Raw genomic sequence first — 25,461 nt, 5'->3', positions numbered from 1 at the left:
GAAGCGATCGCAGTGAAGCTATAAAGTTACGTGTAATTACTTACACGCAACAGCCATTTTCAAATAAATTGACTATACTCTACGGATACAGCAATGCTCATTAGTGTTACCTTGCAAAATCTTACAACGCAACACTAACAATAAATCCCCTGCGGAAAACATTGTTTTCTCGTTTATCTGAGGGGTCTAACCCTCTATTTATCATCTGTATTCACCACTGGGAAGGGGTTTTGGTCAAGCCATGCTTGTTGGTAATCAGCTTGAGCGTTTATTCACAGGATGACGCTGGCTAAACAAGCGATTAAACTATGGATAATGTCGAGCAATTGTTGCTTTTAACACCACTTACATAAATTTAATCTCATTGTTAAATCTAAAACCTCATCCTGTTATATAAAATACCAGTTATGTCAGCGTATCAAGGAAGTTGTGGGGAGACCACTGATGTGATTATTAGTGTTCACAACCAAGAAAACCTCGAATTACCAGCAAAATCTGCTCCTGTGGGTGCTCTTGCCACAAGACAAGGAACTTTTTCTACGTTTCTTGCTCCCTTGACTCAGGATACTTTTAAACAGGTGGTTCAGGATGTCGAGCAAAAATTACAGATTGTTCATCAAACCCTATCAATGCTTGATTCTCATGGGTTTGAAACCATTCTGCAAGAAATGTTGCATTCCATTACCTTAAAAACCGGGGAATTACTGGGGGCAGACCGGACGACGATATTTTTATTGGATGAAGAAAAACAAGAACTTTGGTCAATTTTAGCTGAAGGTGAGGGCGGTCGCTCTTTAGAAATTCGCATCCCCGCTAATAAAGGCATTGGTGGTGAAGTTGCCACTTTTAAAGAAGTTATCAATATTCCCTTTGATTTTTATAACGATCCGCGATCGCATTTTGCCCAAGAACAAGAAAAGAGAACTGGCTATCGCACCTACACTATGTTAGCTTTGCCACTCTTAAATGAACATGGGCAATTAGTTGCAGTAGTGCAATTACTGAATAAATTAAAATCTGTAAATAATCATGATGCTCCACTTGCAGAGCGCATTGATACTAGAGGTTTTAGCCGTGCTGACGAACAATTATTTCAAGAATTTGCCCCTTCGATTTGTCTGATTTTAGAATCCTCGCGCTCTTTTTATGTAGCCACCCAAAAACAAAGAGCAGTGGCGGCGCTGATGAAGGCAATCAAGTCTCTCTCTCAAAGCAGTCTCGACTTAGAAGACACCCTGAAGCGGGTGATGGATGAAGCCAAAGAATTGATGAATGCCGATCGCAGTACACTATGGTTAATAGACCGCGATCGCGATGAATTGTGGACGAAAATCACTCAGGATGATGGTTCAACCAAAGAGTTACGAGTCCCCCTTGGTAAAGGCTTTGCTGGGATAGTAGCGGTTTCTGGCAAGAAACTGAATATTGCCTTTGACTTGTACGATCATCCTGACTCGGAGCTATCTCAAGCAAATGACCGGCAAAATGGCTATCGCACCTGTAGCTTACTTTGTATGCCAGTGTTTAACGGCGATGAACAACTCATTGGCGTTACCCAACTATTAAATAAAAAGAAATCTGGTGATTTTCCGCCCTATAATCCAGCTTATTCGCTTAAAGCTCCCGACTGCTTCCAAGCTAGTTTTGACCGCAACGATGAAGAGTTCATGGAAGCTTTTAATATTCAAGCGGGAGTAGCGCTGCAAAATGCCCAGTTGTTTGCCACAGTCAAGCAACAAGAACAAATGCAACGGGATATTTTGCGTAGTCTTTCCAATGGAGTGATTTCCACTGATAAAACTGGGTTAATTATCGCCGCCAATGAAAGCGCCCAACGTTTACTAGGATTGGGAGTAGATGACCGTTTAGAAGGTAAATTAGTTAATGATGTCATTGGCATCAAAGAAGGTGACTTTAGCAAGTGGTATCAGGATGCTTTAAATGCAGTTGACTTAAAAGGTCGTCAGCAATATTACCCCGATCGCACACTTCTTAGCACTGGTACAGAACAGCATAGTATTAATTTATCGATTAACACAATTGCCGATGCTATCGACCAAGAGCAAGTCCGTGGGGCGCTGGTGGTGATGGAAGACATCAGTGATGAAAAGCGGCTCAAGAGTACGATGTACCGCTACATGACCCAGGAATTAGCCGAAGAATTGCTGAAATTAGATGACGCTAAACTAGGAGGCGATCGCAAAGAAGTTTCGATTTTATTTTCGGATATTCGCGGCTACACCACATTAACAGAAAACTTAGAAGCAGAAGAAGTGGTGAGTATGCTCAATGAATATTTTGAATCAATGGTGGAGGCAGTCTTTAAACATAAAGGCACTCTTGACAAATATATCGGTGACGCCATTATGGCTGTGTTTGGTTCTCCTCTACCATTAGAAGAACACGCTTGGATGGCAGTACAAACATCCTTAGAAATGCGCCATCGCCTACACGAATTTAATCAACGTCGCCATACAGATGATAAGCCCAGAATTAAAATTGGCATTGGCATCAACTCAGATACCGTGATTAGTGGGAATATTGGCTCTAGTAAACGGATGGAATTTACCGCCATTGGCGATGGCGTTAATCTTGGCTCCCGATTAGAAAGTGTCAGTAAACAGTATGGTTGCGATATTATTATTAGCCATAACACTTTTAAACCTTGCCAAGATAATATTTGGGCTAGAGAACTAGATTACATTCGTGTCAAGGGTAGAAACGAACCAGTAGCCATATACGAATTACTGGGTTTGCGTTCCAATCCGATTGAAAGCGAAAAATTGCAAGTGATTGAGCACTATCATAAAGGGCGTGAGTATTACCTCAAGCGGCAGTTTTCTCGTGCCAGAGCTGAATTTGCTAATGTTTTGGCAGCAGACAGCCAGGACAAAGCTGCTATGTTGCATCTGTTGCGTTGTCAACATTGGTTACAATCACCCCCAACAGAATCAGATTGGGATGAAGGAGTCTGGACATTTCAGGAAAAATAACCCTACCGACTTTTCGGTTAGGGCTTGTAACTAATACCAAATTCGGGTGATTACTTATAATAAAACTTATCAATGTCGGTTGGGTTGTAGCAAGATCCCCGTAAGGGTACGGCAGTGAAACCCAACATGAACCTGACTTTTGATGTTATGTGGAAAAGTCCACCAAAAACCTAACCCCCTAACCCCCTTCCCGATGCGGGAAGGGGGAAAATTCAAAGTCTCTCTCCTTTTAGGAGAGAGATTTAGAGAGAGGTTTTCCAAATGCCGTGAAAAGTCAGAACATGAACAAGGATCAAGCGTTGGGTTTCGTTCCTCAACCCAACCTACAGATGTTATAAGTATTTAACCGAAGCTGTATTAATCTGGCTCTATAAGAGAATGATTAATTTTAACTCACTCAGACAATATTCTATAACTATAATGATAGTGAAGCAGATAATATTCAACCTTAAATATCTAAAATAATAGGCTGTTTAAATAGATTAGCTTGCTATATTAGGAAATTAAACAATATGTTGAAAAATGACTTTTAGTAAATCTCCTTGTTTAAAAGGCTTAGTTAAATAGCCTGACGCTCTCACCATCTTAGCTTTAGCTCTATCTAGAAATCCTATTTTTTCTGACACCATAATCACAGGTGTATTTTTAAAATATGAGTGTTTACGCAGCAAAGAGCAGAGTTCATATCCATCGAGATTAGGCATTGATATATCCAACAAAATTATGTCGGGTTTTATACGGATAATCTGCATTAAAGCTTTTAAAGAATCAGTGACTCCGATAACGGAAAAGGTTTGCTCATCTAAATAACTTTTAATAGCATTCAATACCGTAGGACTGTCATCAATACACAAGATTGTGTAAATTTTTCTGTCAGCAGGCGGTTGGATGATTTGCTGACCTCTGTGTTCATTAGTATTAATCGAGTAGGCTGCTGGTTTAGAGCCGTGTATTTTAGGCAACTTTGGCGTAGTTTTGGCTTTAGATTGTAGCTCATTTATTTGGAAAAATTGTGAGGTATGTGATTGATAACTTGGTGATGTTTGACGATAAACCGCTTCATTTTGGGGCGTTAAACATAGTTCAACTAATAAACGAACATTTAGATGACAAAACTTTGGCATATCATCCAGAAAACTCTCAGGAATAAATTCATAACTTCCCTCCTCTAAATTCAGAAATGACTCTAGAACTTCTAGCGCCAATTGCTCTATCAGCATTGCGGCTTGAGAAGAACTGATATATTTCTGATTGACTAACCAACAAATAGCCAGATAATCTGGGTTCGGTATTGCCTGATTTTCAATACCAGTTTCAAATATCGCCCGCAACTGATCTTTGATTCCGTCAGGGAGAGTAGAAATTTGCTCGCTCAAACGTTGCAAATTTCTGTAAAGCGGCTCAAACATTTTCTCTGAGTAGCTGGCATAAATTAGTTTCCCCTCATCTACATATATTGACCAAGAGCCTGATGTGCTAAACACTTGTAAACAACCAGTAACCGACTTCCCAGTGATTTTTTTCAACAAAGGTAGGGGCTGGAGCTTTTGGAAAAATCTGTATCTACTAATCGGAAGTGTCTTCATTGCGATCGCTCTGGAATAAAATTAACATTTGCAGGCAAAATTAGTGAATTACCTTTTCGGAATTCACCGTGACTTTGTTGGAAGCACTTTTCAGATAAATATAGCGGTCATATTTGAGTTAGTACAGAGATTCCACACCCCCCAACTCTTAATTCACCAATCTCTGTTAAGCTATAATCCACAACTTACAACTAAACCAATTAATGCTACTGACCAATAGCAAAATTGCCCGACTAGTTGCCAGGATATAGTATTTCAAAAATTAGATTGGTTTTCTGTATCTTTAGCTAATCTAGCCAATCTAACAGTAACTCAAGTGCCACACAAAGACCATTGGCTCTCGCCCATCAGTCACAAAAGTATCATTGTTATCCGTATTTTGTAGCTTAAAATTATAGATACTTTAGTTCTCTTGCAAAAGCTTTTTGTCTCTAATCCTGAATTCTGGAGCGACCAAAATCTACTTTAATGTAAATGTAAATGTGTCTCCATCAAGGTTTATAGGCATTAAGTCCGCGCTGAGGAAGTATGTTTTTATATCCGTGACAAAAGTCGTCGGGACTTTTTCAAGAAGTTTATTCTTGAGGGTAACTTCACAAGAGAAAAAGTATTATTCAAAACTAAGCATTCCAAAAGTTCAATATCTTACTTAAGTTTGTGATTGTAGAGCAACTCTTAGTCTTGGGATTCGGCAAAATGATCGCTTGCACAACAATAATGGTAAACCTCCGGCCAAGAATGAGTTTGCTGATAATTGCCGCCATGATGGTTTGTGGTGAGATGCACAGGCGACCAAATCAGCAGAAGGGAATCTCTTCATAAGTACTGGAAACGGGTTCTAATGTTGTGTAGACCTAAATAGTCATCCTGCACAAATTGGAGTGACAAATTCAAGAACTTACAGGAAAATTCTTGATTAGTAGTAGATACCTTGCAAAATAGCTGTTTTCAGCTAGATGGTAGATAACAAGTAACATACTCACTAAAACTTAGATTACTATAATTTTCAAAAAAAATTAGCAGAAATATATAAACTTCATGATAAATCAGTAAAGTAAACATGAAAACTAATTAATATCATCTTCCAGAAAATTGTTATAAATATTTATTTGTTTAGATGTCCGGGAAAGCTGAAAATGTATAGTAAAAGATAATTATATGTCTGCTGATTGAATCACACTTATCAAAAACCGAATCATTTTATGGTAGCAATTTACCCGAAAAATCCCAAGTTTGAAAAGTCACCAATATAAATACAAAATTGTACGCGTAGGCATAACCTGTTATAAATATCGCATTCATTAACCCATAAGATATATGTAGCAAAAAGACGCAAAGAAATTCTTTGCGTCTTTGGCGTGAGATTTATAAGTGGACATTCTCACCGTTATACTTTCTCCATCTACTTAAAATTGCTCCCGCCAGCACCAGCTTAAAAGTGTACCACCAGCTATCAGCTTGACTACTTCCAGCAGCCAATAACTACCGTGTAATAAATTCATTGTCGATGGAATAGCAGCAGCAGCTTCAAATAGGTTGAGTTGAACTCCTATAGCGCACATCTGCGGAGTTAAGAAATAGGTGTCAAGCACAGCGATAGTCAACAGCAGCACAGATAAAACAATACTGCCAATACTCCAGTGATATCGGGTTTTGCTCAAAGCTAGTGCGCCAGTCAGCACTACAGCAGCTGATAACAATTCCATCCGATTGAAGTTCCAAAAAATCGTATAGCCTGCTATCGTAAAACCAGCTTGACTCATCATCCCAGAAAGATAAAGGCTAGGCATAATTACCCAGTCTAAAACTAGACTAGCACTGAGCCAAAAGCCCAAGGTCAATACGATCGCGGTTTGCCAAATTGGTCGTTTGAATTCAAGGTTAGAAATAGCAGTCATAAAATAATTGCGTGTGTTGTATTTCTTTAGTTTGTAACTTCACCAGCAATTTGACAACTAATATCAACTAACCTTTACAAAGCGATCGCTCTTATATTCTGAAGTCAATACCAAGATTTTTTAAACTAAGTTAAGAAATCTTAAGTTTTTATAAAAAGTAATTTAAATAGATTTTGTCTATTAGAAATACTCAATTTTTTTCTATCGAAATTAACTTGTCAAGCAATGAAACTAGTCAGGCTCAATTTGGCATAACTGAGATTAGCTCCACTTAAATTAGCATCACTCAAATTAGCTGCCAATAGATTAGCTTGACTCAGGTTAGCCATTTTACAAAGATATGCCCACAACGGGTAAGCAGACTTATAAGTACTTTTTATATTGTAAAGTAACTAAGCGATCGCACTCACAGATTCTCCGCTTTTACAGCTATCTAGCACAACAGTAACGTTGTAATTTTTTAACGCAGATATGATCTAAAAACAGCGTGTGTTCCATGATGTCTTAGACTACACCAGTTGCGATCGCATCTAGTGGCAATATTTCGCTATCTATAAGAATTTGTGTACTCGCGATCTTTTACCCGTGAACCATGCACGTAAAAGTGAAACATTAGACTTTTTGCAGAAGTGGGGAAAAGGATAAGGGGTAAAAGGTAAAGGTATGGAATTTTCCCTTACCCTTTCCCCAACACCTTGTAAAAGTAACTTTTGCAAGATGTCTATTGTATGTACGTGCATCTAGAACCGACAAAGCGACGGATTTCGGGCAACGCAACGCATAATTAAATTCACCAGATATCTCTTAAATATAGCTACTGCGTAAAATATATTGTTGTATAAAGTATCTATCTTTAGACATATTTTTTTGCAGATATTTAGTTATTCAGTACACCTCGCATGGTGGATTGACCTAAATATATTTACAAATGTTATGATTTATATTATTGTAATGTTATGATTTGTGTTGGACTTTCAGTAACCTACTAGTAAAGTATTTGCTGGTTTAGCCTGAAAAGCGTTAATTTAGGACTAACAAAGCAATTTAAGCAAACTTAGAAACCTCTAACATACACAACTGTTCCTTAAAAAACTTAAATTTTTGTTACCAATAACTCAGGTATTTAAATTCTGAATTTTCAAGGGTTGCTGAAGTATGTATATAAAATACTGAGCATTAAATTGACTAACAAGGGAGGTGTTGTACTGGTATTATGAACAGAATGCAGTTAGTCATCTTTGTTTTGAGCCATTTTATGGTTTGAGACTAATGCAAAAAACAGCGAGATGAGGATTAATCATGCCTGTAATATCAAATGTCAGCCTGGAGATAGACAATAATAAATAATATCAGTAGTTTACTTAGGTATGAGTTTTGCAAGGTCTAACGAGCAGAAAGTTGCTAGAGACAAATATAGTGGAGTTAATAAAAATTCAGATAAACTTCCTAAAAGTCCACTGTTATTCTGAAGCAAAGAGAGTGTAGCGAGTTTAGTAATATAAGGTTTGAGACTAATGCTCATAAACAGCGAACTAACGATTAATCAGGGTTCTAATCTAAAATTGAAGCTGGGAGATAAACGATACAATCAGTTATCTCGGTTAGAATTTTTGCGGAATCGTACAGTTGGAAAGCCACTATATTTAGATATAGTGGAATCAATCTGAATTCATTCAGATGAGTTTCCCAAAATTAAAGTCAATAATCCACAGAAGAAGCAGGCAAGTATTATTCCAATATATTGCTAGTGGTCTACTTGACTTGTTTGAGGTTATGCCGAATTAAAGGTTAACCCATCTACAGAATTTACTCAAATGAATGGTGTTGTTTAAAAACATTGCCAGTCAGTAATAAGCGTTAGCTTTTGATTGAAAGCTAATTTTGTCCTGTCTTTTATCTGAAAGGGTAAAGAGCATGGTTGATTGCTGGCATTCATTCGGGTAAATCGCAATTATTACCGAAATCTCACAATCTTTATAATTGGAATAAGGGCAACACAATGAATAAGGTTCAAGCATCATTTGAAGCTACCGAAGCTGCATTTCACGTGCAAGGTTACGAAAAAATCGATTTCAGTCTTGTCTATGTGAATGGTGCATTTGATATTGAAAACAGAGAAATAGCAGATAGCTATGCGAAATTTGGTCGGTGTCTGACTGTAATTGATGCAAATGTCTATGAACTTTATGGCAAGCAGATCAAGTCATATTTTAGACACTATGACATCGATCTCACAGTATTTCCCATCATCATTACAGAGCCAGATAAAACTCTTGCAAGCTTTGAGAAAATTATTGACGCTTTTTCGGACTTTGGCTTAGTTCGTAAGGAACCAGTCTTAGTCGTCGGTGGTGGTTTAATTACTGATGTGGCTGGGTTTGCTTGCGCTGCTTACCGTCGCAAGAGTAATTTCATCCGCATTCCTACCACATTGATTGGTTTAATCGATGCAGGTGTAGCGATTAAAGTAGCAGTTAATCATCGCAAGTTGAAAAATCGCTTGGGAGCATATCATGCACCCTTGAAAGTGATCCTCGATTTCTCATTTTTGAAAACCTTGCCAACGGCTCAAGTTCGTAATGGGATGGCAGAGTTAGTGAAAATCGCTGTAGTTTCTAACTCTGAAGTATTTGAACTGCTATACGAATATGGCGAAGAACTGCTTTCCACTCACTTTGGACACGTGAATGGGACACCGGAACTTAAAGAGATTGCCCATAAACTCAACTACGAGGCAATCAAAACCATGTTGGAGTTAGAGACTCCTAACTTGCATGAAATAGACCTAGATCGCGTCATTGCCTACGGTCATACTTGGAGTCCTACCCTAGAATTAGCACCTCAGATACCCCTATATCATGGTCATGCGGTCAATATAGATATGGCTTTGTCTGCAACCATTGCAGCACAACGAGGCTATATTCCCACAGGAGAGCGCGATCGCATCCTAGACTTGATGAGTCGTATCGGTTTATCACTCGATCATCCTTTACTAGATGGGGATTTACTCTGGGATGCTACCCAATCTATAAGCTTGACACGAGATGGCAAACAACGCGCAGCCATGCCTCGTCCAATTGGTGAGTGCTTCTTTGCCAACGATCTAACTCGTGAAGAACTTGATGCTGCCCTAGCTGAACACAAACGTCTTTGTGCTAAATACCCTCGTGGCGGCAAAGGTGTTGACGCATACATTGAAAATCAAGAAGCCAAGCTAGTAGGGGTGTGAAAATATGACGAGTGTTTTAGGACGAGAAACAGCTAGACCGATAACGCCACACAGCATCTTAGTAGCCCAGCTACAGCAAACTCTCAAATTGGCAGAAGAGAACAACATTCCCGTAGAGATATTAGATTCTTTACGGCAGGGTGTTCAATTAGCGGCGGGTTTAGATCCCTACTTGGATGATTACACCACCCCCGAATCAAGCGCATTGACGGCATTAGCGCAAAAAACTAGCAAAGAAGACTGGAGCAAACGCTTCAGCGATGGTGAAACAGTGCGCCAACTAGAGCAGGAGATGCTCTCAGGACATCTGGAAGGACAGACATTGAAAATGTTTGTTCATATCACCAAAGCAAAGCGCATTCTAGAAGTAGGAATGTTCACAGGGTATTCAGCCTTGGCAATGGCAGAAGCATTACCAAGTGATGGACAACTTATCGGTTGCGAAGTAGATTCCTATGTTGCTGAATTTGCTCAAGCTTGCTTTAGTGAGTCTCCCCACGGCGACAAAATCGTTGTGGAAGTAGCACCTGCCCTAGAAACACTCCAGAAGCTGGCAGCCAGAAATGAAGTATTCGATCTGATCTTCATTGATGCGGATAAAAAAGAGTATGTAGAGTATTTCCAGATCGTGTTGGATAGTAACTTACTGACTCCCGACGGTTTAATCTGTGTGGATAACACTTTGTTGCAGGGACAAGTTTACCTACCACTCGAACAACGCACCGCCAACGGTGAAGCGATCGCTCAGTTCAACCGTGTTGTCGCTGCCGATCCTCGTGTAGAGCAAGTTCTCTTACCAATCCGAGATGGTATAACCCTGATTAGACGCGTTGTCTAATCGAGAGATCAGCAGAGAAGTCTGAGCCTTGGCTTAAATTTCATAGAGATGAAGAAGATAAGAAGGAATAATTTCCGCTTGCTTCCTCATCTCTTCTTAAGCAATTTTTGCAATTGTAGTTGTTATACAAAATACAACGGTATTTAGGAAGATGAATCATGCCAGTACTTCGCATCCTTCATTTAGTTGGATCTGCATACAATCATTTTTATTGTGAGTTGTCACGCAATTACGCCGAAAGCTGTCTGGTCGCTACAGCAAATCCATCGCTCTATGACTTTCTGATTGCATACATCACACTTGATGGGCAGTGGCGATTTCCTTCCTCTCTCAGTCCAGAAGATATTGCTGTCGCTAAACCGATGCCTCTATCAGATGCCATACAGTTTATAACAGCGCAAAACATTGACCTGATGTTGCCACAAATGTTTTGTCTGCCTGGAATGACTGACTACCGGGCACTATTCGACTTGCTAAAGATCCCTTATATAGGCAATACTCCAGATGTGATGGCAATCACGGCCCACAAAGCCAGAACCAAAGCAATTGTCGCAGCAGCCGGGGTAAAAGTGCCTTCTGGAGAATTGCTCCGCCAAGGAGACGTTCCGACAATTACACCTCCAGTAGTTATCAAACCCGCAAATGCCGACAACTCTTTAGGAGTATCCTTAGTCAAAGAGGCGAGTGAGTATGACGCTGCCTTGAAGAAAGCATTTGAATTTGCTTCGGAGGTAATCGTAGAAACATTCATTGAAGCCGGTCGAGAAGTCAGATGCGGCGCTATTGTCAAAGATGGGCAGCTAATCGGTTTACCCCTTGAAGAGTATCAGATAGACCCGCAAACTAGACCCATCCGCAGCTATACTGATAAATTCAAAATACCAATCGAGGGCGACTTAGCTTCAACAGCTAAAAATTATGTCCCAGGTTGGATTGTAGATATTAATGACCCGATAACCCAAAAGGTTCAGCAAGAAGTTAAGAAGTGTCATTTGGCTTTGGGTTGTCGCCATTATAGTTTATTTGACTTCCGCATCGACCCACAGGGACAACCTTGGTTCTTAGAAGCCGGGTTGTTTTGTATTTTTGACCACAACGCGGTGATTGCCTGTACGGCGAACGCAGCGGGAATTCCTTTAAATGAGTTATTTACAACGGCAATCAATGAAGCGTTGAGCGCAACCTAATGTCCAGCCAATCACCTTTTTAGCTTTTTTCTGACTTGGAATAGCACAAGGTCTTCACTAGCGACAAGTAATAGAACTCGAATGTAGATTATTTGAGTCAACCAAGCATATATCATGTCACAATTACAACTATGAGGGAGAAGATTTTTGCAATATTCCAAAACTTGGGCACTCTTGCATTACTAGCGATCGCATTTCCCTTTAACTGCACTGTCGTACTCGCATCGCTGCTGTGGAATTTTTTCAGCCGAAGCTATGCCAAGCAAGTGGTTTTAAACGAAAATCCTAAAAATATCTTGATCGGTGGTGGTAAAATGACCAAAACCCTTCAGCTTGCGCGATCGTTTCACGCGGCAGGGCATCGAGTCATTTTATTCGATCTCAATAAATACTGGTTCAGTGGTTATCGATTTTCTAACTCTGTGGCTGGGTTTTACACAGTTCCTGACTCACACGAAGACAAAGACGGCTATACTCAAGCCGTGCGGGCGATCGCTAAAAAGGAAAACATAGACTTTTTTGTCCCGGTAGGCATTTTTGCTGCCAGCTACTTTGACTCGGAACGCAAGCCAGTGTTAGCAGGCTATTGTGAGAATTTCCACTTCGATGCTGATACGATGAGTATGCTCGATAACAAGTTTACCTTTGCAGAAATTGCCCGCTCACTGTCGCTATCTGTTGCAAAAACCTTCTTAATTACAGATCCCGAACAAGTTATTAAATTCGACTTTACCAACGAAAAGCGCAAGTACATTCTCAAAAGTATTGTCTATGACTCTGTTTTACGCTTGGATCTAACTAAGCTACCAATGGATTCTCCCGAAAAAATGGCGCTTCATGTCAAAAGCAAGCCAATTAGTAAAGATAAGCCTTGGGTATTGCAAGAGTTTATTCCTGGAACAGAATACTGTACTCACAGCACAGTGAGAAATGGTGAATTAACGGTACACTGCTGCTGCAAATCATCTGCTTTTCAAGTCAATTACGAAAACGTCGATTGCCCAGAAATTAAACAGTGGGTGAGTCATTTTGTCAAAGAACTACAACTGACTGGACAAATTTCTTTTGACTTCATTCAGGCGGAAGATGGAACGATTTATGCGATCGAGTGCAACGCCCGTACTCACTCTGCAATTACAATGTATTATAACCATCCAGGTTTAGCGGCTGCCTATCTTAGTAAAGAGCCTCCAGCTGAACCTCTGCAACCTTTGAGGAATAGTAAGCCTATTTATTGGCTTTATCACGAACTTTGGCGACTTAATGAAATTAGATCGTTTAAGCAGTTGCAAAAGTGGTTTAAAAATATTTGGCGAGGAAAGGATGCAATCTTTGAAGTTAACGACCCACTACCGTTCTTAATGGTACATCACTGGTACATTCCTTTACTATTACTCGATAGTTTGCGCTCCTTAAGAACTTGGGTGAGGATTGATTTTTGCATCGGGAAACTCATACAGTTTGGAGAAGACGTAAAATATAAAACCTCTATCTCTGCAACCTCTAAGTGATAGTAAGGCCATTATTGGCTTGCTCATGAACTTTGGAGACTTAATGAATTAAATCGTTAAAAAAAGAAAGCAAGAGCAGGATCGCATTTCCTTAACTTCTTCCTATGCACCAAGCACTGATTCCACTATCATCTCAAAATTCTAACTATGAAAAAGTATATTTTTGTAGTGTTCCAAAACTTGGGCACTCTTGTATTACTGGCGCTGGCATTTCCCTTAAACTGTATCGTTGTCTTAACATCACTACTGTGGAACTTTGTTAAGCAACCATTCGGTAAGTCAGTTGTTGTCAACCCCAATTCCAAAAATATCTTGATTGCTGGCGCGAGAATGACTAAAACTCTTCAGCTAGCGCGTTCATTTCATGCTGCTGGACATCGGGTTATTATAATTGACATTGAGAAATTCTGGTCAAGTGGTAATAAATATTCCAACTCTGTTGCAGGCTTTTATACCGTTCCCGATCCCAGCAAAGACTTAGAAGGCTATGTTGAAAGCCTACACGCGATCGCCAAAACAGAAAAGATCGACTTTTTTATCCCGGTAGCCATTTTTTCCGTTATTCACTACGATCGAGGCCAGCCACCATTACCAGACTTTTGTGAATTTTTCCACTTCGATGCTGATGTTACAAAGCTCCTGGATGATAAGTTTGCCTTTTCTGAAACAGCGCGATCGTTCGGTTTATCTGTCCCCAAATCCTTCAAAATTACCGATCCCGCACAAGTCCTCAACTTTGACTTTTCTCAGGAAAAGCGCAAATACATTCTTAAAAGCATCCCCTACGATCAAATACGTCGCTTGAATCTCACCAAGCTACCTTGCGATACCCAAGCAGAAACAGCAGCATTTGTCAATAGTCTGCCCATTAGTGAGAAAAACCCCTGGATTATGCAGGAATTTATCCCTGGAAAGGAATACTGCACTCACACTACCGCACGAGATGGAGAGTCAAGGATGTACTGCTGCTGTGAGTCATCCGCCTTTCAAGTCAACTACGAAAACGTCGATTGCCCAGAAATTATGCAATGGGCGAGTCATTTTACCAAAGAACTGGGAAAAACTGGGCAACTTTCCTTTGACTTCATCCAGGCAGAAGACGGAACTGTTTACGCGATTGAGTGTAACCCCCGGACTCACTCCGCCATTACTATGTTTTACAATCATCCAGGAGTCGCGGATGCCTATCTTGGTAAAGAACCCCTGGCTGAATCTTTACAACCTCTTGCTGATAGTAAGCCAACCTATTGGCTGTACCACGAAGTTTGGCGGCTAAATGAGATTAGATCGTTTAAGCAACTGCAAACCTGGCTAAGAAACATCAGACGGGGGAAAGAAGCAATGTTTGAGATGAGCGATCCTTTACCATTCCTGATGGTACATCACTGGCAGATTCCCTTACTCATTCTCGACAACTTACGAAAACTCAAAGGTTGGATAAGAATAGATTTTAATATGGGCGAGCTGATAGAGTAATACCAATCCGCATTCTACAGCGTAATATTTGACATTCAAATTGCACAAGTAGAGATTAAAAAACGGTGGTTTAGTTTCCAAGACTCCAAGCGATGTCTACGACGGGCTACGCCTACGCTTAACTATTTAATCTAACGTTTGTAAACCAAGAAACCCGCGATCGCATCCAAAAGTGCTTCAGGCTCATCTGCGCGGATTAAATGACTGCTATTCTCAAAAATTCTCAAATCTGCATTAGGAATTGCCTGGGCAATTTCTTCAGAAAATTCTGGGGCGCAAATCCAGTCATGCCGACCTGCAATAACTAAAGTAGGTGCGGTAATTTTGTGTAACTGGTCAAGAATATTGTAGTTGCGGAGGAAACCGCCAAAAGCAACATTAATCGCATCAACTGAGAGAATATTTCGCTGCCAAGCAATGCCTGATGTGGTGGGATTATATTTTAGCGAATACATCGATCCCAACACTTGAAAATACTGTCTTAGCTGTTCCTCATTTTCAAAGTTTCCATCCCAAAGCCTTTGAGCGCTTGCTTTTTGTTCTTCAGTTCCCTTTGATGCGAGGATTTCCTTGGCCCGTTCTAAAAAGCCACTATGGGCTGCCGTGGCAATCACAATCAGATGAGAGACATTCTGAGGATAGCGGACTGCATAAGTTAGAGCCACCATACCACCGTAAGAACCACCAATCACAACGATTTTGTCCAGACCAAGGTGTTGGCGCAACGCTTCCATATCTTCAACATTATTGTCTAGAGTATAGGTTTCTTTCGGCCCACGAGCAGACCTTCCTTGACCGCGATGGTCAAAATAGACTAGTTGAAGTTTTTGGCTTAAAGTCGAGAAGGTTGGTTTGAAGGAAGTATGATCCGCACCAGGCCCCCCGTGAATTAGAAAGGCGACAGGTTTAGAGCAGATGCTCGCGCCATCCACTACTAATGCAGAACCTTCCACATCAAAGAAAATCTCTGTATCTCTTATTTTCGCTCGCATTTTCGGGATTTTATAAAATTACATGACTTACGCCTAATTATGAATGAGGTTAGCGCAGCAAGACGTAGTCCATTATGAATTAGTAATTATTTGGTTAACTACCAGCTACCGTAAATCCCTGTTTTTCAAACACACTTTTGGCTTGATTGCCCGATAAAAATTGCACAAAATCCTTAGCGGCATCGACATTTTTACTGCTTTTAAGAACTGCGATCGGATAAACGATGGGAGAATGGGTTTTTTCAGATGCAGTTGCTACAATTTTGACTTTTGGCGTACTTTTGGCATCTGAGAGGTAGACGATCCCAGCGTCAGCATTGCCTGATTCTACGTAATTGAGAGCTTGACGAACGTCTTTGGCATAGACGGCTTTGCTTTTAACGGCATCAAGAATTTTTAATGAAGTTAAGACTTGTTGAGCATATTGTCCAGCGGGGACACTTTTGGGTTCACCTAGAGCAATTTTCTTAATGCGTGGTGAAGCTAAGTCTTTAAAATCAGCCACAGTTGTGGAATTTTGGGGTACTATCAACACCAATTGATTTTTCAGTAAGTCCTTGCGAGTCCCATCAACTAACAAACCTTTTTTCTGTAAAGCATCTATCTGTTTAGTTGCGGCTGAGATAAAAACGTCAACTCCTGCACCCTGTTCAATTTGTTGTTGCAAAGCGCCCGATGAACCAAAGTTGTAGCTCAGAGTAACACTTGGCTTCTCTTTAGTGTAGAGAGGTTTGATTTCGTCCATTGCATCTCTGAGGCTAGCAGCTGCTGATATCGTCAAATTTGCTGTTTGGGCTGCTGGGCTAGGAGTTGAGGATGAGTTAGGTGTAGTCGTTTGACTACAGCCGACGATTAGTAAAAATGAGATAAATACCCAACTGACAAAAGTCAGCATTCGTTTATTATTCATTTGCAGTCTCTCAAGCATTTTTTCTTAATTAATTCATAATTTACCAATCTAGCGGACTAGTAACCAAAAAAACTGGTAAAAAATCACAGATTACCACTTATAACTGACTGTTATCAATAACTGTACCGATACTGACTAAAATTTTGCCAGCTTTTTACCATATAAGTTGGTAAAAAGCTGGAAATCTGGTAATAATAATGCATCGGGTGTTTTTTACTACCAACTATTTCAGGAATCAAGTTGGTCTAATAGTATTTGAGGTGTGAGGTTAATGTCTGGTTTTTTACATAATTCATTGTTGATTGCTCCGATCTTATTAGTAGTTAGTCTGGTGAATGCTCAAGGTGCATCAGCTATTCCAGCAGATATGCAGACTACTCAGTCTCCCGCAAAAGAAGGTGTGGTTGCTCAAACAGATAATCAAGCTGTTTTGACTGCACCTATCGGCGTTACTTCATCTGACCAGAGCCAGCAGTTCAACGATCGCAGCAGCAAAAATCCGAACTCAGTCATGAGTCAGGTTACTTCAGTCTCTCAACTATCTGATGTGCAACCTACAGATTGGGCATTCCAGGCTTTACAATCTTTAGTTGAGCGCTACGGTTGTATAGCTGGATATCCTAATGGCAGCTTCCAAGGAAATCGGGCAATGACTCGTTATGAGTTTGCCGCAGGTCTTAACGCTTGTCTGAATCGGGTTAATGAATTGATTGCTACTAGTACAGCAGAGTTAGTCACAAAAGAAGACTTAGAAACTTTGCGAAAATTGCAAGAAGAATTCGCTGATGGACTAGTTGAAATACGGGGACGGATAGATGGGTTGGAAGCTCGTAATGCAAACCTGGAAAATCAACAATTTTCAACTACTACCAAGTTAAATGCAGAAATAATTTTCTCTGTTGGGAGTGTGTTTGGTGGGGATAGAGCGCTAGATTCCGATCGCTGGAGAAGAATTGAAGCAGCTCCTGCGGGTACAGCTAGAGAGGCTGCAAGAGCTAACGAGTATACAGCATCAGGTGGACGAAGGCTTCAGGACAACGCGATTTTTAGCGATCGCATCCGCTTGAATCTAATTAGTAGCTTCACTGGCAAAGACCAGTTGTTTACCCGTTTAGAAGCGAATAACACCACAGCCTTTAGTGGGGCAGTCACAGGCACAAACATGACCCGTGTATCGTGGGACGGGAACAACGACAACACGATTGTACTGGGCAAATTATATTATCGCTTCCCGGTAGGTGACAAAATCAATGTCATTGTTGATGCTATTGGTGGGGAGTTCTACGACAACTTCAATACTGTTAACCCTTTGCTGTCCTCAACTCCGATTGGATCTCTTTCGCGGTTTGGTCGATTCTCCCCTATTTACCGCGCCAGTAATACGGGTTCTGCTAGTAATACAGGTTCAGGGGTCAGCGCCATCTTTAAATTGAGCGACGCGATTACTTTATCTGGGGGTTATCTTGCTAGAAGAGCTAACGATCCTAGTGCTGGTGCAGGGCTATTTGACGGTAGTTATGGTGCTTTAGCTCAATTAGCATTCCAGCCCAACCAAAACTTAACTTTTGCTTTGAGCTATGCACACTCTTACTTTACTGGTAGTAATAATGATGTTTCCGTTTCGGGGGCTTATGGTAGCGCTTTCGCTAATACCCCATTTGGTGCTGGTGTTGCCACTTCAGCCAATCATTATGGGATAGAAACCAGCTATCGTTTCAACCCCCAATTAGTACTTTCTGGTTGGGTTGGGTATAGTCAAGCGATCGCAGAGGTTAGTTCTGGTGCAAATGTTAATAGAGGTGATAAGGCAGACATCTGGAACTGGGCGGTCACTTTAGCTCTCCCTGATTTAGGCAAAAAGGGTAACTTGGGAGGTTTAATCTTTGGTCAACCACCCAAGGTGACGAGTAATGACTTTGGCCCTGCTGTTCTTACTGCTACTAGTAATCTTCGTGAAGATAGCGATACATCTTTCCATTTAGAAGGACTATATCGCTACCAAGTGAATAACAATATCTCAATTACACCAGGCTTGATTGTGATATTTAACCCAGAGCAGAACAGCAATAATGACACTATCTATACAGGAGTTGTTCGTACTACATTCCGATTCTAGATAAATTTGCATTAAAAAGACGGCAGTCGTTATAACAGGGAGACAGTCTGCTAGGTGGCTTTGCCGACTTGTTAATAGAATGCCTTTCCGAATTGTGGAGACTGCCGTTGCAGAAGGAAATATGAATTTTTACCCAAATATTGTTCTGAAATGTAGCAAGATCCTGTACCACTTCCCTACCGGACGCTACGCAAACGTGAAAGCTATGCGTAGCGTCTCCGACAGGAGAAGGATACCCGATGGAATGATCTAATTGGAGTACGAAGACCTAAAAAAGGATGAACTTGCACCGAAAACTTATCTTGCATCTGTCAAATAACAGTCTGAAAAGTGGTTAGTTTAATTAACTACTTTGTATTCCTTTTATTACCAAATAACTTGGTTTAAAAAGATGTAAATACCAAACAAATTATTTAGTAAATTATTCACGGATATTTTCTATATTAATAGTAAAAATTCATATATTTTCTATTTGTAGTCATACAGATTTATTTAATTACTTGTTAATATTTACGTGTAAAGAAAAAACCAGTAGGGGTCATCAAATGCAAGTTAGCGCTCGTAATGCTCTCAAAGGAACTGTAAAAAACATCGTCGTTGGCTCTGTAAATACTGAAGTAACGATAGAAGTAGCACCAGGGGTAGAGGTGACTGCAATTATTACCAAATCATCAGCAGAAAATCTCAAACTTACTGAAGGTAAAGAAGTCCACGCCATAATTAAATCATCAGACGTAATGATTGCCGTAGGCTAAAGTAATTGTTGAGATTCTATTAAGGGGGGGGCAGTTTGATTGCCCCCTGTAAAGCGATGTCTACGACGGGTTACGCCTACGGGTAGGGAACTCGTTACTACAACTTTCCTATCAATAATATGTAGATAAGCTAAACCAAAGATATTTAGTCTATTAGCCACATCAGCAAATGTCTGCATAGGATTGCGATCGCAGGCTTCCGATGTCCCAAGATAGTGATAAACTGCTGTACTAGTAATTGTTCCAAGTATTCTTTGAGAATTACCAAGTCATATCGCGCACTATGAAAGGGGATAAATCTCAACCCAAAGGCAGCAGTTATAGATGCCGTACTGATTCTTGCATCAGCCCTGACTGTATATCCCACTAGAAAATAATAATACCTAAAAAACCCCACAGCCTTGCTGCGAGGTTTATTTCATTGGGCATTCAACCCAGGACAAAGAGCAAACTGGCAGTACATCGGTGCTGGTCAAAGAGCAGGGATGATCGAATAAAGGGCTATCACGACATCTCCGCAGAGAGAGCAGCACCACATTTGCGACACCGAATAGCCCGCACAACTCTTGGAGACGCTCCGCGTAGCTTGCTTAAGAGGAGGGGTACGATCAAGCTACTTCTCTGCGAGAGGCTGCGCCAACGGTTGCGCTCAGTACAAGTTAGTGACCATCATAGACATCGCTATATTTGCACATAGCTCCCTTAATAGTGCTTGGAACAAATACCAACTTTACAGGTAGAAAATCAGGAAAATGTATAGACAAGTACAATACTTGCTACCAACTAGGTGGTAAATTTTACGACTGATAAAGAATTAAAAAGCGATGAACTTAACACCCAGTGAGTTAGAACGCTATCACCGCCAAATGATGCTTCCCAATTTTGGAGAAGCAGGACAAAAGCGCTTGAAGTCTGCAACGGTTTTGGTTACAGGTGTAGGGGGATTAGGCGGTACATCAGCGCTATATTTGGCAGTAGCGGGTGTTGGTCGGCTAATCCTAGTTCGGGGTGGTGACTTACGGCTGGATGATCTGAATCGTCAGGTTCTGATGACAAATGATTGGGTAAGTAAGCCAAGAGTATTCAAAGCCAGAGAAACTCTGCAAGCTATTAATCCTGATATTCGGGTGGAAGCAGTTCATGATTACGTTACAAAAGAGAATGTAGACTCTTTAGTGCAATCTGCTGATATAGCTGTTGATTGTGCCCACAACTTCACAGAGCGGAACTTGCTCAATGAGGCTTGCGTGCGCTGGCAAAAACCAATGGTGGAAGCTGCAATGGACGGAATGGAAGCTTACCTGACAACCATTATTCCTGGTGTAACTCCTTGTCTATCATGTTTGTTTCCAGAAAAGCCAGATTGGGATCGGCGTGGGTTCGCGGTTCTCGGTGCTGTTTCTGGTACACTAGCTTGTCTTAGTGCATTAGAGGTAATAAAGCTGATTACTAAGTTTAGTGAACCCCCATTGTCACAACTGCTGACAATCGACTTAATGCGAATGGAATTTGCCAAACGACATTCTTATCGCGATCCTTTTTGTCTGGTGTGTGGTAGCAGTTCTTGCTCGGAAAATTCGTAAATAGTTGGATAATCGTAGCGATCCGCTTATAGAGCGATCGCTACAACTTATATACTCATTTCGAGCTATTCTGTAGCAATTATGACATCTGACGCTTTAATCACAGCGATCGCTTGTTTTCCCTCTTGAAGTTGGAGATGCTCTACCGACTCCTTGGTAATAATTGCAGTTACTTCCACCCCAGTCACAATTTCTAATGTGACCTCAGAGTTGACTGCTCCTTGGTGAATTTTCTTAATAGTTCCTTTTAAGGAATTACGAGCGCTAACTTCCATATTTTGATTCTCCCTACTTATAAGATAATTCTGAACTGAGTAATACTAACAACTATGAGATTGTTGGATTCTCCTCATTTAGTGAGATATCTTCAGCCTTACAGAAGAACTTAGATATCATACTGGTATTAGAAGATGAACTCTTCGTTGTAGGCATCTTTAATCAGACGGGTTTTCAGAAATATTTTGGTTTCAAAGGAGAAGGAGGGGCAGATAATATAACGATATTTCTCACATTAGTAACGTAACGACCTCCAGCTTTGTCACCTGGAACTACTAAACGAGCAAATCCTTCGTCTGTTAAAGGCACGATTTTACCATCATTACCTTTTTTTGCAAATGCAACTAGGACTGTTTTCCCTTCAAAGTTAGGTTGAATTTCACCAATAGCTACAACTGCACCATAGCAATCTGTGGCGTCAACTAGAACATATTGCCTCAGAAAAGAGTTTTTACTATTCACCCCAGAATTCCCAGGTTTTAGACCACCTCCGGCTTTCGGATTATTAATCAGTTCCCATAGGGGAACTCCATAGTATGTTTCTGTTCGCGGCCCTGAGCCGGTTTGAAAGCTGACAGTGATTTCAGTAACTAATGCTGGATTTTGTTTTTTTAAAGCATCTCGTAAATTTTGCAGTTTTTGCAAGTTATAAGTGGCTGGATTATTGAGTTCTCCACCCAAGCGAAAACTTTGCGAAGAACCTCCAAGACACTTATTTTTATCCCAGACAGAAGGTGTTTTTTCTTCTTTTTGCGAGGGAAGACCACTTCTTGAGTCAGCTAAAATAGGCTGCCATAAAACCAGTATCGATAGCATTAAAGACGCAATGGGTATCGTGCGGGTAAAACGCATAAAACATTTCTCCGTTTACTATTGAATATTGAAAAAACTAGATCGTTTTGCTGAAAGCTTTTTGCTCACCAAAAATTAGTATAGTTATCGCCAAAATTGAGCAATTTGACAATATATTCTGTTAGACAAAAATAAAAACGGTTCTATCGTTAAACTTTCAACTCCTTACCAAACGCTACTAAATAGCTAGTTTTTAATATGAGTTATTAAAAACTAATAAATCCTGATGCCAAAGTTAGCCGCAAACCTCTTGTTAGATTTGCGTTTTTCCAATTGGATTAAGTGTATCTGTGTAATCTAATGAAGATAATACCAACTTATTGAGTAAAATACCAACTAATATAGTAAAATACCAACTAATATAGTAATCAAACACGAACAAAATTAATTTTTATTTCTTTTTAAAATAGTTCAGCTTAATATTGTATAGAAACGAAGATGTCGTTATTTACCTTATAAATAGGTAACTATCAAGTTAATAAACTCTTGATAAGTGAGACTCACCTGTAAATTGGAAAACTGTCCGAGTTATGGGGAAGGGTTGTAGTTGTCCCGACACTATAGTTGAAGCAAAACCATACAGCGACTAGACTACTCCGTGTATACAACCAATAGACCAAATAAACGCTACAATTCATGGTGCAGTGAATAGAGCGATAGATGGCTAATCGCTCTATTTCATCAACTGCTTAAGAGCTTCGCAAAACGCCAATTTACTTCCGTTCTAAGTGTTGCATAAGCGCTGTTATTTCTGGCTCAACTCCTGTGTTTTAACAACTGCAATCTTAAGTATCAAACTAAATATCAAAATGCACTACTGTGCCATCGTCATTTTGACTGCAATATCGCATGGTTTACCAAAGTACGGTGAACTTGTTACTAAAATATTTACACCAGTACTAGCATAATCCTTTATATTTTCAGAGGTAATACCACCAGCTGCTGCTAGTTTTAAGTTTGGATACTGCTGCTTCAACTTCAAAACTAGAGGCTCAAGGTCTGGTAGGGGAATTTTATCAAACTGAATTAAATCTACACCTGCTTGAGCAGCCATCCAAGCATCTTTTGGTGTATCTACTTCAACGCAAATATGTTGTTCTGGAAACTGTCGTCGCAGTTCATTCATCCGCTCAATTAGCCCAACTATACCTCCCAGGAATATCAGGTGTTGATTAAAGATCAAAACTGTTTCAGATAATCCTAAGCGATGAAAAAATCCCCCGCCAGCTAGAACTGCTTTGATGGAAAGCGCTCTAGTACCTGGAAAACATTTACGAGTAGTCACAATAGAAACTGACTGATTTACTGTTTTGGCAGTATCTACTAATACTCTTGTACGCGAAGCAATGCCGGAGGTGTATTCCATCAAATTTAAAGCAACTCTCCAGCCACTGTGCAAAGCTTGAGCAGTGCCACTAGCTTGAAGAATTAATTGCTTCTCTTGGCAGACTGTACCACTTTCGACTTGATAATGAACTTCGGCACCACAATATTTTAATACTCTGGCTGCTTCTTCAGTAGCGCAAATGGTCATCGGATGACGGGTAGAAAACTCGATTTCACCAGGTTGCTTGCCAATGCCAAGTCCGTAGGTTGTCAAATCTAGGTAGGGAACATCTTCCTGAATTAACCTAGCGATCGCCTCATCTGAGAAGAAAACACTCATTTTAGTTTTATGATCGGCTGACAAATAAATAGCTCAATCAAGATTCCCACTAAACCTAATCTCATTCAGTTGTAGGAATTGTAATAATTACTACTATTCTCCCAAATAGTTGGTAACAAAATAACTTTGTTAATAAAGAATATATACCTCAGTCGCCAGAATTAGTTAAATGCTGAAATCGTTTCAAAGAGATTCATTGGACATAGAAAGGTATTGTGTCAAGAAAGATGTCCTCCAGTTAGTGCCTAGAGCCAGTGTCTTAGCCTCAAAATTCGCGCTCCAAGAACGATTTATGGAACATATTAGCAAGCAACTTTTAGAACTGGAGCATTTGAATGTTGCACAGCTACAGGGTTTCTTACCTCACAAGCACTAACCATAAAAGAACTGATGGGAGTTGGCAATACAAACAGCGATCGCACTTTGCAGTTATCCTCTAAGATTTCTTCATTCTGCTTAGGCGCTAGCCCATCGTAGACATCGCACATAACATACACAAAATAATTTACAAACTAAAAAAATGACTCCTAGCAGGGAGTCATCAATTGTTGACTTGCACGAAGTAACAGTGCCTATTGCACCACAATAGGTCTGTTCAAAATGCTCATGACTTCACCAGGATTAAGACTGGGTAGTAAAGGACTCCAATCCCCAACATCTGCATAACCAATAACCTGCAAGTAGTGGATTGTGCTAGTTACAGCTTTAGAAGAACCAATCAACAGATGTTTGAGTGGTTTTTTACCTTGCACAGTCTGAAACTCGCTTGGACTATTGACTGCTGCATTTGATTCTTCGACGCTGGATAAAAAGCTTTGAGTAATCATAATTCACCTAACCAGTGCTAAGAGAGCGATCGCTATTCACTCAATAAAACCTTTTCCCGAGTTACAGCAGGCCAACTGGCAGTTTTCTTTTCATTCTCATGAGGGGAAGTAGATTGAAAACAAACCTAAGCCTTCCATTATATTTTCCTGATAATTTGTATTAATCCCCATAAGGGTATTAAAAATTATAACAAGGCGAGTAGCCACCACAATTAGTAAAACAAGTATTAAGCTTTACGAATACTCTTTAGTCCCCTTGCGGGGAAGTATTGAAACTAATTCAAATGCTCACAATACACGAGAGCGTGTGAGTTTCAATTCCCTTGCGAGAAAGTAGTTTTAATTTAATTATATCTTATGGTATCACATATTTCTATTTTTGTCTTTCTGTGGTATCAAGCAAAATATTGCTTTCCAAAATGTATACAAAATAAAAATTGAACGCAACACAAGATAAATATGGATTATGGTATTATAATTTTGAGTACTGATGATCTACAGCAATCTAAATAGCTTAGGCAAAGAATTTATTCTATAGCAGTTATGAAGACTGGTGTAACTTATTAGTAATAACTTTTTTGGAGAATATTATGAAAGCAAGTAAGGGCAGAGATCCACCAGGTTCTATTAACTAGTTCAAATGACCACAGATACAAGACAATGTGAATTTAATCTTTAAAGGTAAGACAAATGACATACAACTTTCACAGTAGAATAAGAGTAATAAATTACTCTAACTATTTTCCGTATTTACCGATACATAACA

At 40.0% G+C, this 25,461-nt stretch carries 19 protein-coding genes and 1 pseudogene; 9 read left to right on the top strand and 11 right to left on the bottom strand.

Annotated elements, in window-relative coordinates; translation table 11 throughout:
* Nucleotides 1-407 precede the first annotated feature (407 nt).
* Complete coding sequence (locus V7K84_RS09860) at nucleotides 408-2,993, top strand: GAF domain-containing protein (RefSeq protein ID WP_334837688.1); 2,586 nt, start codon at nucleotides 408-410, stop codon at nucleotides 2,991-2,993.
* Between the two features lie 503 nt (nucleotides 2,994-3,496).
* Here the strand turns inward: V7K84_RS09860 and V7K84_RS09855 are convergent.
* The 3 genes from V7K84_RS09855 to V7K84_RS09845 form a co-directional block, all read right to left on the bottom strand.
* On the bottom strand, nucleotides 3,497-4,579 hold the full coding sequence (locus V7K84_RS09855; protein WP_334837685.1) for a response regulator: 1,083 nt from the start codon (nucleotides 4,577-4,579) through the stop codon (nucleotides 3,497-3,499).
* Between the two features lie 1,406 nt (nucleotides 4,580-5,985).
* Nucleotides 5,986-6,477, bottom strand: coding sequence for a hypothetical protein (locus tag V7K84_RS09850; RefSeq protein WP_334837684.1), 492 nt, complete (start codon nucleotides 6,475-6,477; stop codon nucleotides 5,986-5,988).
* 218 nt (nucleotides 6,478-6,695) lie between these two features.
* Nucleotides 6,696-6,806, bottom strand: a complete 111-nt coding sequence (locus V7K84_RS09845; RefSeq protein WP_334837682.1) for a pentapeptide repeat-containing protein — start codon at nucleotides 6,804-6,806, stop codon at nucleotides 6,696-6,698.
* A 1,670-nt stretch (nucleotides 6,807-8,476) separates the two neighbouring features.
* On the opposite strand from V7K84_RS09845, the gene V7K84_RS09840 reads away from it, so the two are divergent.
* From V7K84_RS09840 to V7K84_RS09820, 5 genes are all read left to right on the top strand, one after another.
* Complete coding sequence (locus V7K84_RS09840; RefSeq protein WP_334837680.1) at nucleotides 8,477-9,706, top strand: sedoheptulose 7-phosphate cyclase; 1,230 nt, start codon at nucleotides 8,477-8,479, stop codon at nucleotides 9,704-9,706.
* A 4-nt stretch (nucleotides 9,707-9,710) separates the two neighbouring features.
* Nucleotides 9,711-10,544 (top strand): O-methyltransferase, encoded by an 834-nt coding sequence (locus V7K84_RS09835; RefSeq protein ID WP_334837679.1) that lies wholly within the window; start codon nucleotides 9,711-9,713, stop codon nucleotides 10,542-10,544.
* Nucleotides 10,545-10,702: 158 nt separating this feature from the next.
* A complete protein-coding gene (locus V7K84_RS09830; protein WP_334837678.1) occupies nucleotides 10,703-11,731 on the top strand; it encodes a D-alanine--D-alanine ligase family protein in 1,029 nt (342 codons plus the stop codon).
* Nucleotides 11,732-11,862: 131 nt separating this feature from the next.
* Entirely contained in the window at nucleotides 11,863-13,242 is a 1,380-nt protein-coding gene (locus V7K84_RS09825; protein WP_334837677.1) for an ATP-grasp enzyme, read from the top strand.
* A gap of 147 nt (nucleotides 13,243-13,389) precedes the next feature.
* Complete coding sequence (locus V7K84_RS09820) at nucleotides 13,390-14,718, top strand: ATP-grasp domain-containing protein (RefSeq protein ID WP_334837676.1); 1,329 nt, start codon at nucleotides 13,390-13,392, stop codon at nucleotides 14,716-14,718.
* A 131-nt stretch (nucleotides 14,719-14,849) separates the two neighbouring features.
* Here the strand turns inward: V7K84_RS09820 and V7K84_RS09815 are convergent, their stop codons facing one another.
* Nucleotides 14,850-15,710: an alpha/beta fold hydrolase gene (locus tag V7K84_RS09815; RefSeq protein ID WP_334837674.1), complete on the bottom strand. Its 861-nt coding sequence runs from the start codon at nucleotides 15,708-15,710 to the stop codon at nucleotides 14,850-14,852.
* 94 nt (nucleotides 15,711-15,804) lie between these two features.
* Complete coding sequence (modA, locus tag V7K84_RS09810; RefSeq protein ID WP_334837672.1) at nucleotides 15,805-16,620, bottom strand: molybdate ABC transporter substrate-binding protein; 816 nt, start codon at nucleotides 16,618-16,620, stop codon at nucleotides 15,805-15,807.
* A gap of 271 nt (nucleotides 16,621-16,891) precedes the next feature.
* Between modA and V7K84_RS09805 the strand changes: the two genes are divergently transcribed.
* Entirely contained in the window at nucleotides 16,892-18,736 is a 1,845-nt protein-coding gene (locus V7K84_RS09805; protein WP_334837671.1) for an iron uptake porin, read from the top strand.
* Between the two features lie 545 nt (nucleotides 18,737-19,281).
* Entirely contained in the window at nucleotides 19,282-19,491 is a 210-nt protein-coding gene (locus V7K84_RS09800; RefSeq protein ID WP_179076568.1) for a TOBE domain-containing protein, read from the top strand.
* A gap of 199 nt (nucleotides 19,492-19,690) precedes the next feature.
* Here V7K84_RS09800 and V7K84_RS09795 read toward each other — a convergent pair.
* Nucleotides 19,691-19,840 (bottom strand): annotated as a pseudogene (locus tag V7K84_RS09795) (substrate-binding domain-containing protein); the annotation flags it as partial.
* A 475-nt stretch (nucleotides 19,841-20,315) separates the two neighbouring features.
* On the opposite strand from V7K84_RS09795, the gene V7K84_RS09790 reads away from it, so the two are divergent.
* Entirely contained in the window at nucleotides 20,316-21,074 is a 759-nt protein-coding gene (locus V7K84_RS09790) for a HesA/MoeB/ThiF family protein (RefSeq protein ID WP_334837668.1), read from the top strand.
* Between the two features lie 65 nt (nucleotides 21,075-21,139).
* Here the strand turns inward: V7K84_RS09790 and V7K84_RS09785 are convergent, their stop codons facing one another.
* The 5 genes from V7K84_RS09785 to V7K84_RS09765 all read right to left on the bottom strand — a co-directional run bounded on the left by V7K84_RS09785 (nucleotide 21,140) and on the right by V7K84_RS09765 (nucleotide 24,695).
* Nucleotides 21,140-21,349 carry a TOBE domain-containing protein gene (locus V7K84_RS09785; RefSeq protein WP_334837666.1) on the bottom strand — a complete coding sequence of 70 codons (210 nt, stop codon included), beginning with the start codon at nucleotides 21,347-21,349 and terminating at the stop codon, nucleotides 21,140-21,142.
* 175 nt (nucleotides 21,350-21,524) lie between these two features.
* Nucleotides 21,525-22,202: a hypothetical protein gene (locus V7K84_RS09780; RefSeq protein ID WP_334837664.1), complete on the bottom strand. Its 678-nt coding sequence runs from the start codon at nucleotides 22,200-22,202 to the stop codon at nucleotides 21,525-21,527.
* Nucleotides 22,203-23,016: 814 nt separating this feature from the next.
* Nucleotides 23,017-23,868, bottom strand: coding sequence for a ModD protein (gene modD / locus V7K84_RS09775; RefSeq protein WP_334837662.1), 852 nt, complete (start codon nucleotides 23,866-23,868; stop codon nucleotides 23,017-23,019).
* Between the two features lie 302 nt (nucleotides 23,869-24,170).
* Nucleotides 24,171-24,356, bottom strand: a complete 186-nt coding sequence (locus tag V7K84_RS09770) for a hypothetical protein (RefSeq protein WP_334837660.1) — start codon at nucleotides 24,354-24,356, stop codon at nucleotides 24,171-24,173.
* A gap of 84 nt (nucleotides 24,357-24,440) precedes the next feature.
* Entirely contained in the window at nucleotides 24,441-24,695 is a 255-nt protein-coding gene (locus V7K84_RS09765) for a hypothetical protein (protein ID WP_334837658.1), read from the bottom strand.
* Nucleotides 24,696-25,461: the final 766 nt, after the last annotated feature.

The sequence above is a fragment of the Nostoc sp. genome, from assembly GCF_036917315.1.
Classification (GTDB): domain Bacteria; phylum Cyanobacteriota; class Cyanobacteriia; order Cyanobacteriales; family Nostocaceae; genus Nostoc.
The sequence above is the reverse complement of the archived record's forward strand: the minus strand, read 5'-3'. Positions and strand labels throughout refer to the sequence as shown.

Excerpts from the sequence above, each read along its gene's own strand:
- V7K84_RS09785 (WP_334837666.1), bottom strand. The coding sequence starts at position 21,349 with ATGGAAGTTAGCGCTCGTAATTCCTTAAAAGGAACTATTAAGAAAATT.
- V7K84_RS09780 (WP_334837664.1), bottom strand. The coding sequence starts at position 22,202 with ATGCGTTTTACCCGCACGATACCCATTGCGTCTTTAATGCTATCGATA.
- V7K84_RS09860 (WP_334837688.1), top strand. The coding sequence starts at position 408 with ATGTCAGCGTATCAAGGAAGTTGTGGGGAGACCACTGATGTGATTATT.
- V7K84_RS09765 (WP_334837658.1), bottom strand. The coding sequence starts at position 24,695 with ATGATTACTCAAAGCTTTTTATCCAGCGTCGAAGAATCAAATGCAGCA.
- V7K84_RS09850 (WP_334837684.1), bottom strand. The coding sequence starts at position 6,477 with ATGACTGCTATTTCTAACCTTGAATTCAAACGACCAATTTGGCAAACC.
- modA (WP_334837672.1), bottom strand. The coding sequence starts at position 16,620 with ATGAATAATAAACGAATGCTGACTTTTGTCAGTTGGGTATTTATCTCA.
- V7K84_RS09820 (WP_334837676.1), top strand. The coding sequence starts at position 13,390 with ATGAAAAAGTATATTTTTGTAGTGTTCCAAAACTTGGGCACTCTTGTA.
- V7K84_RS09825 (WP_334837677.1), top strand. The coding sequence starts at position 11,863 with ATGAGGGAGAAGATTTTTGCAATATTCCAAAACTTGGGCACTCTTGCA.
- V7K84_RS09845 (WP_334837682.1), bottom strand. The coding sequence starts at position 6,806 with ATGGCTAACCTGAGTCAAGCTAATCTATTGGCAGCTAATTTGAGTGAT.
- V7K84_RS09790 (WP_334837668.1), top strand. The coding sequence starts at position 20,316 with ATGAACTTAACACCCAGTGAGTTAGAACGCTATCACCGCCAAATGATG.
- V7K84_RS09815 (WP_334837674.1), bottom strand. The coding sequence starts at position 15,710 with ATGCGAGCGAAAATAAGAGATACAGAGATTTTCTTTGATGTGGAAGGT.
- V7K84_RS09800 (WP_179076568.1), top strand. The coding sequence starts at position 19,282 with ATGCAAGTTAGCGCTCGTAATGCTCTCAAAGGAACTGTAAAAAACATC.
- V7K84_RS09770 (WP_334837660.1), bottom strand. The coding sequence starts at position 24,356 with ATGTGCGATGTCTACGATGGGCTAGCGCCTAAGCAGAATGAAGAAATC.
- V7K84_RS09830 (WP_334837678.1), top strand. The coding sequence starts at position 10,703 with ATGCCAGTACTTCGCATCCTTCATTTAGTTGGATCTGCATACAATCAT.
- V7K84_RS09840 (WP_334837680.1), top strand. The coding sequence starts at position 8,477 with ATGAATAAGGTTCAAGCATCATTTGAAGCTACCGAAGCTGCATTTCAC.
- V7K84_RS09835 (WP_334837679.1), top strand. The coding sequence starts at position 9,711 with ATGACGAGTGTTTTAGGACGAGAAACAGCTAGACCGATAACGCCACAC.
- modD (WP_334837662.1), bottom strand. The coding sequence starts at position 23,868 with ATGAGTGTTTTCTTCTCAGATGAGGCGATCGCTAGGTTAATTCAGGAA.
- V7K84_RS09805 (WP_334837671.1), top strand. The coding sequence starts at position 16,892 with ATGTCTGGTTTTTTACATAATTCATTGTTGATTGCTCCGATCTTATTA.
- V7K84_RS09855 (WP_334837685.1), bottom strand. The coding sequence starts at position 4,579 with ATGAAGACACTTCCGATTAGTAGATACAGATTTTTCCAAAAGCTCCAG.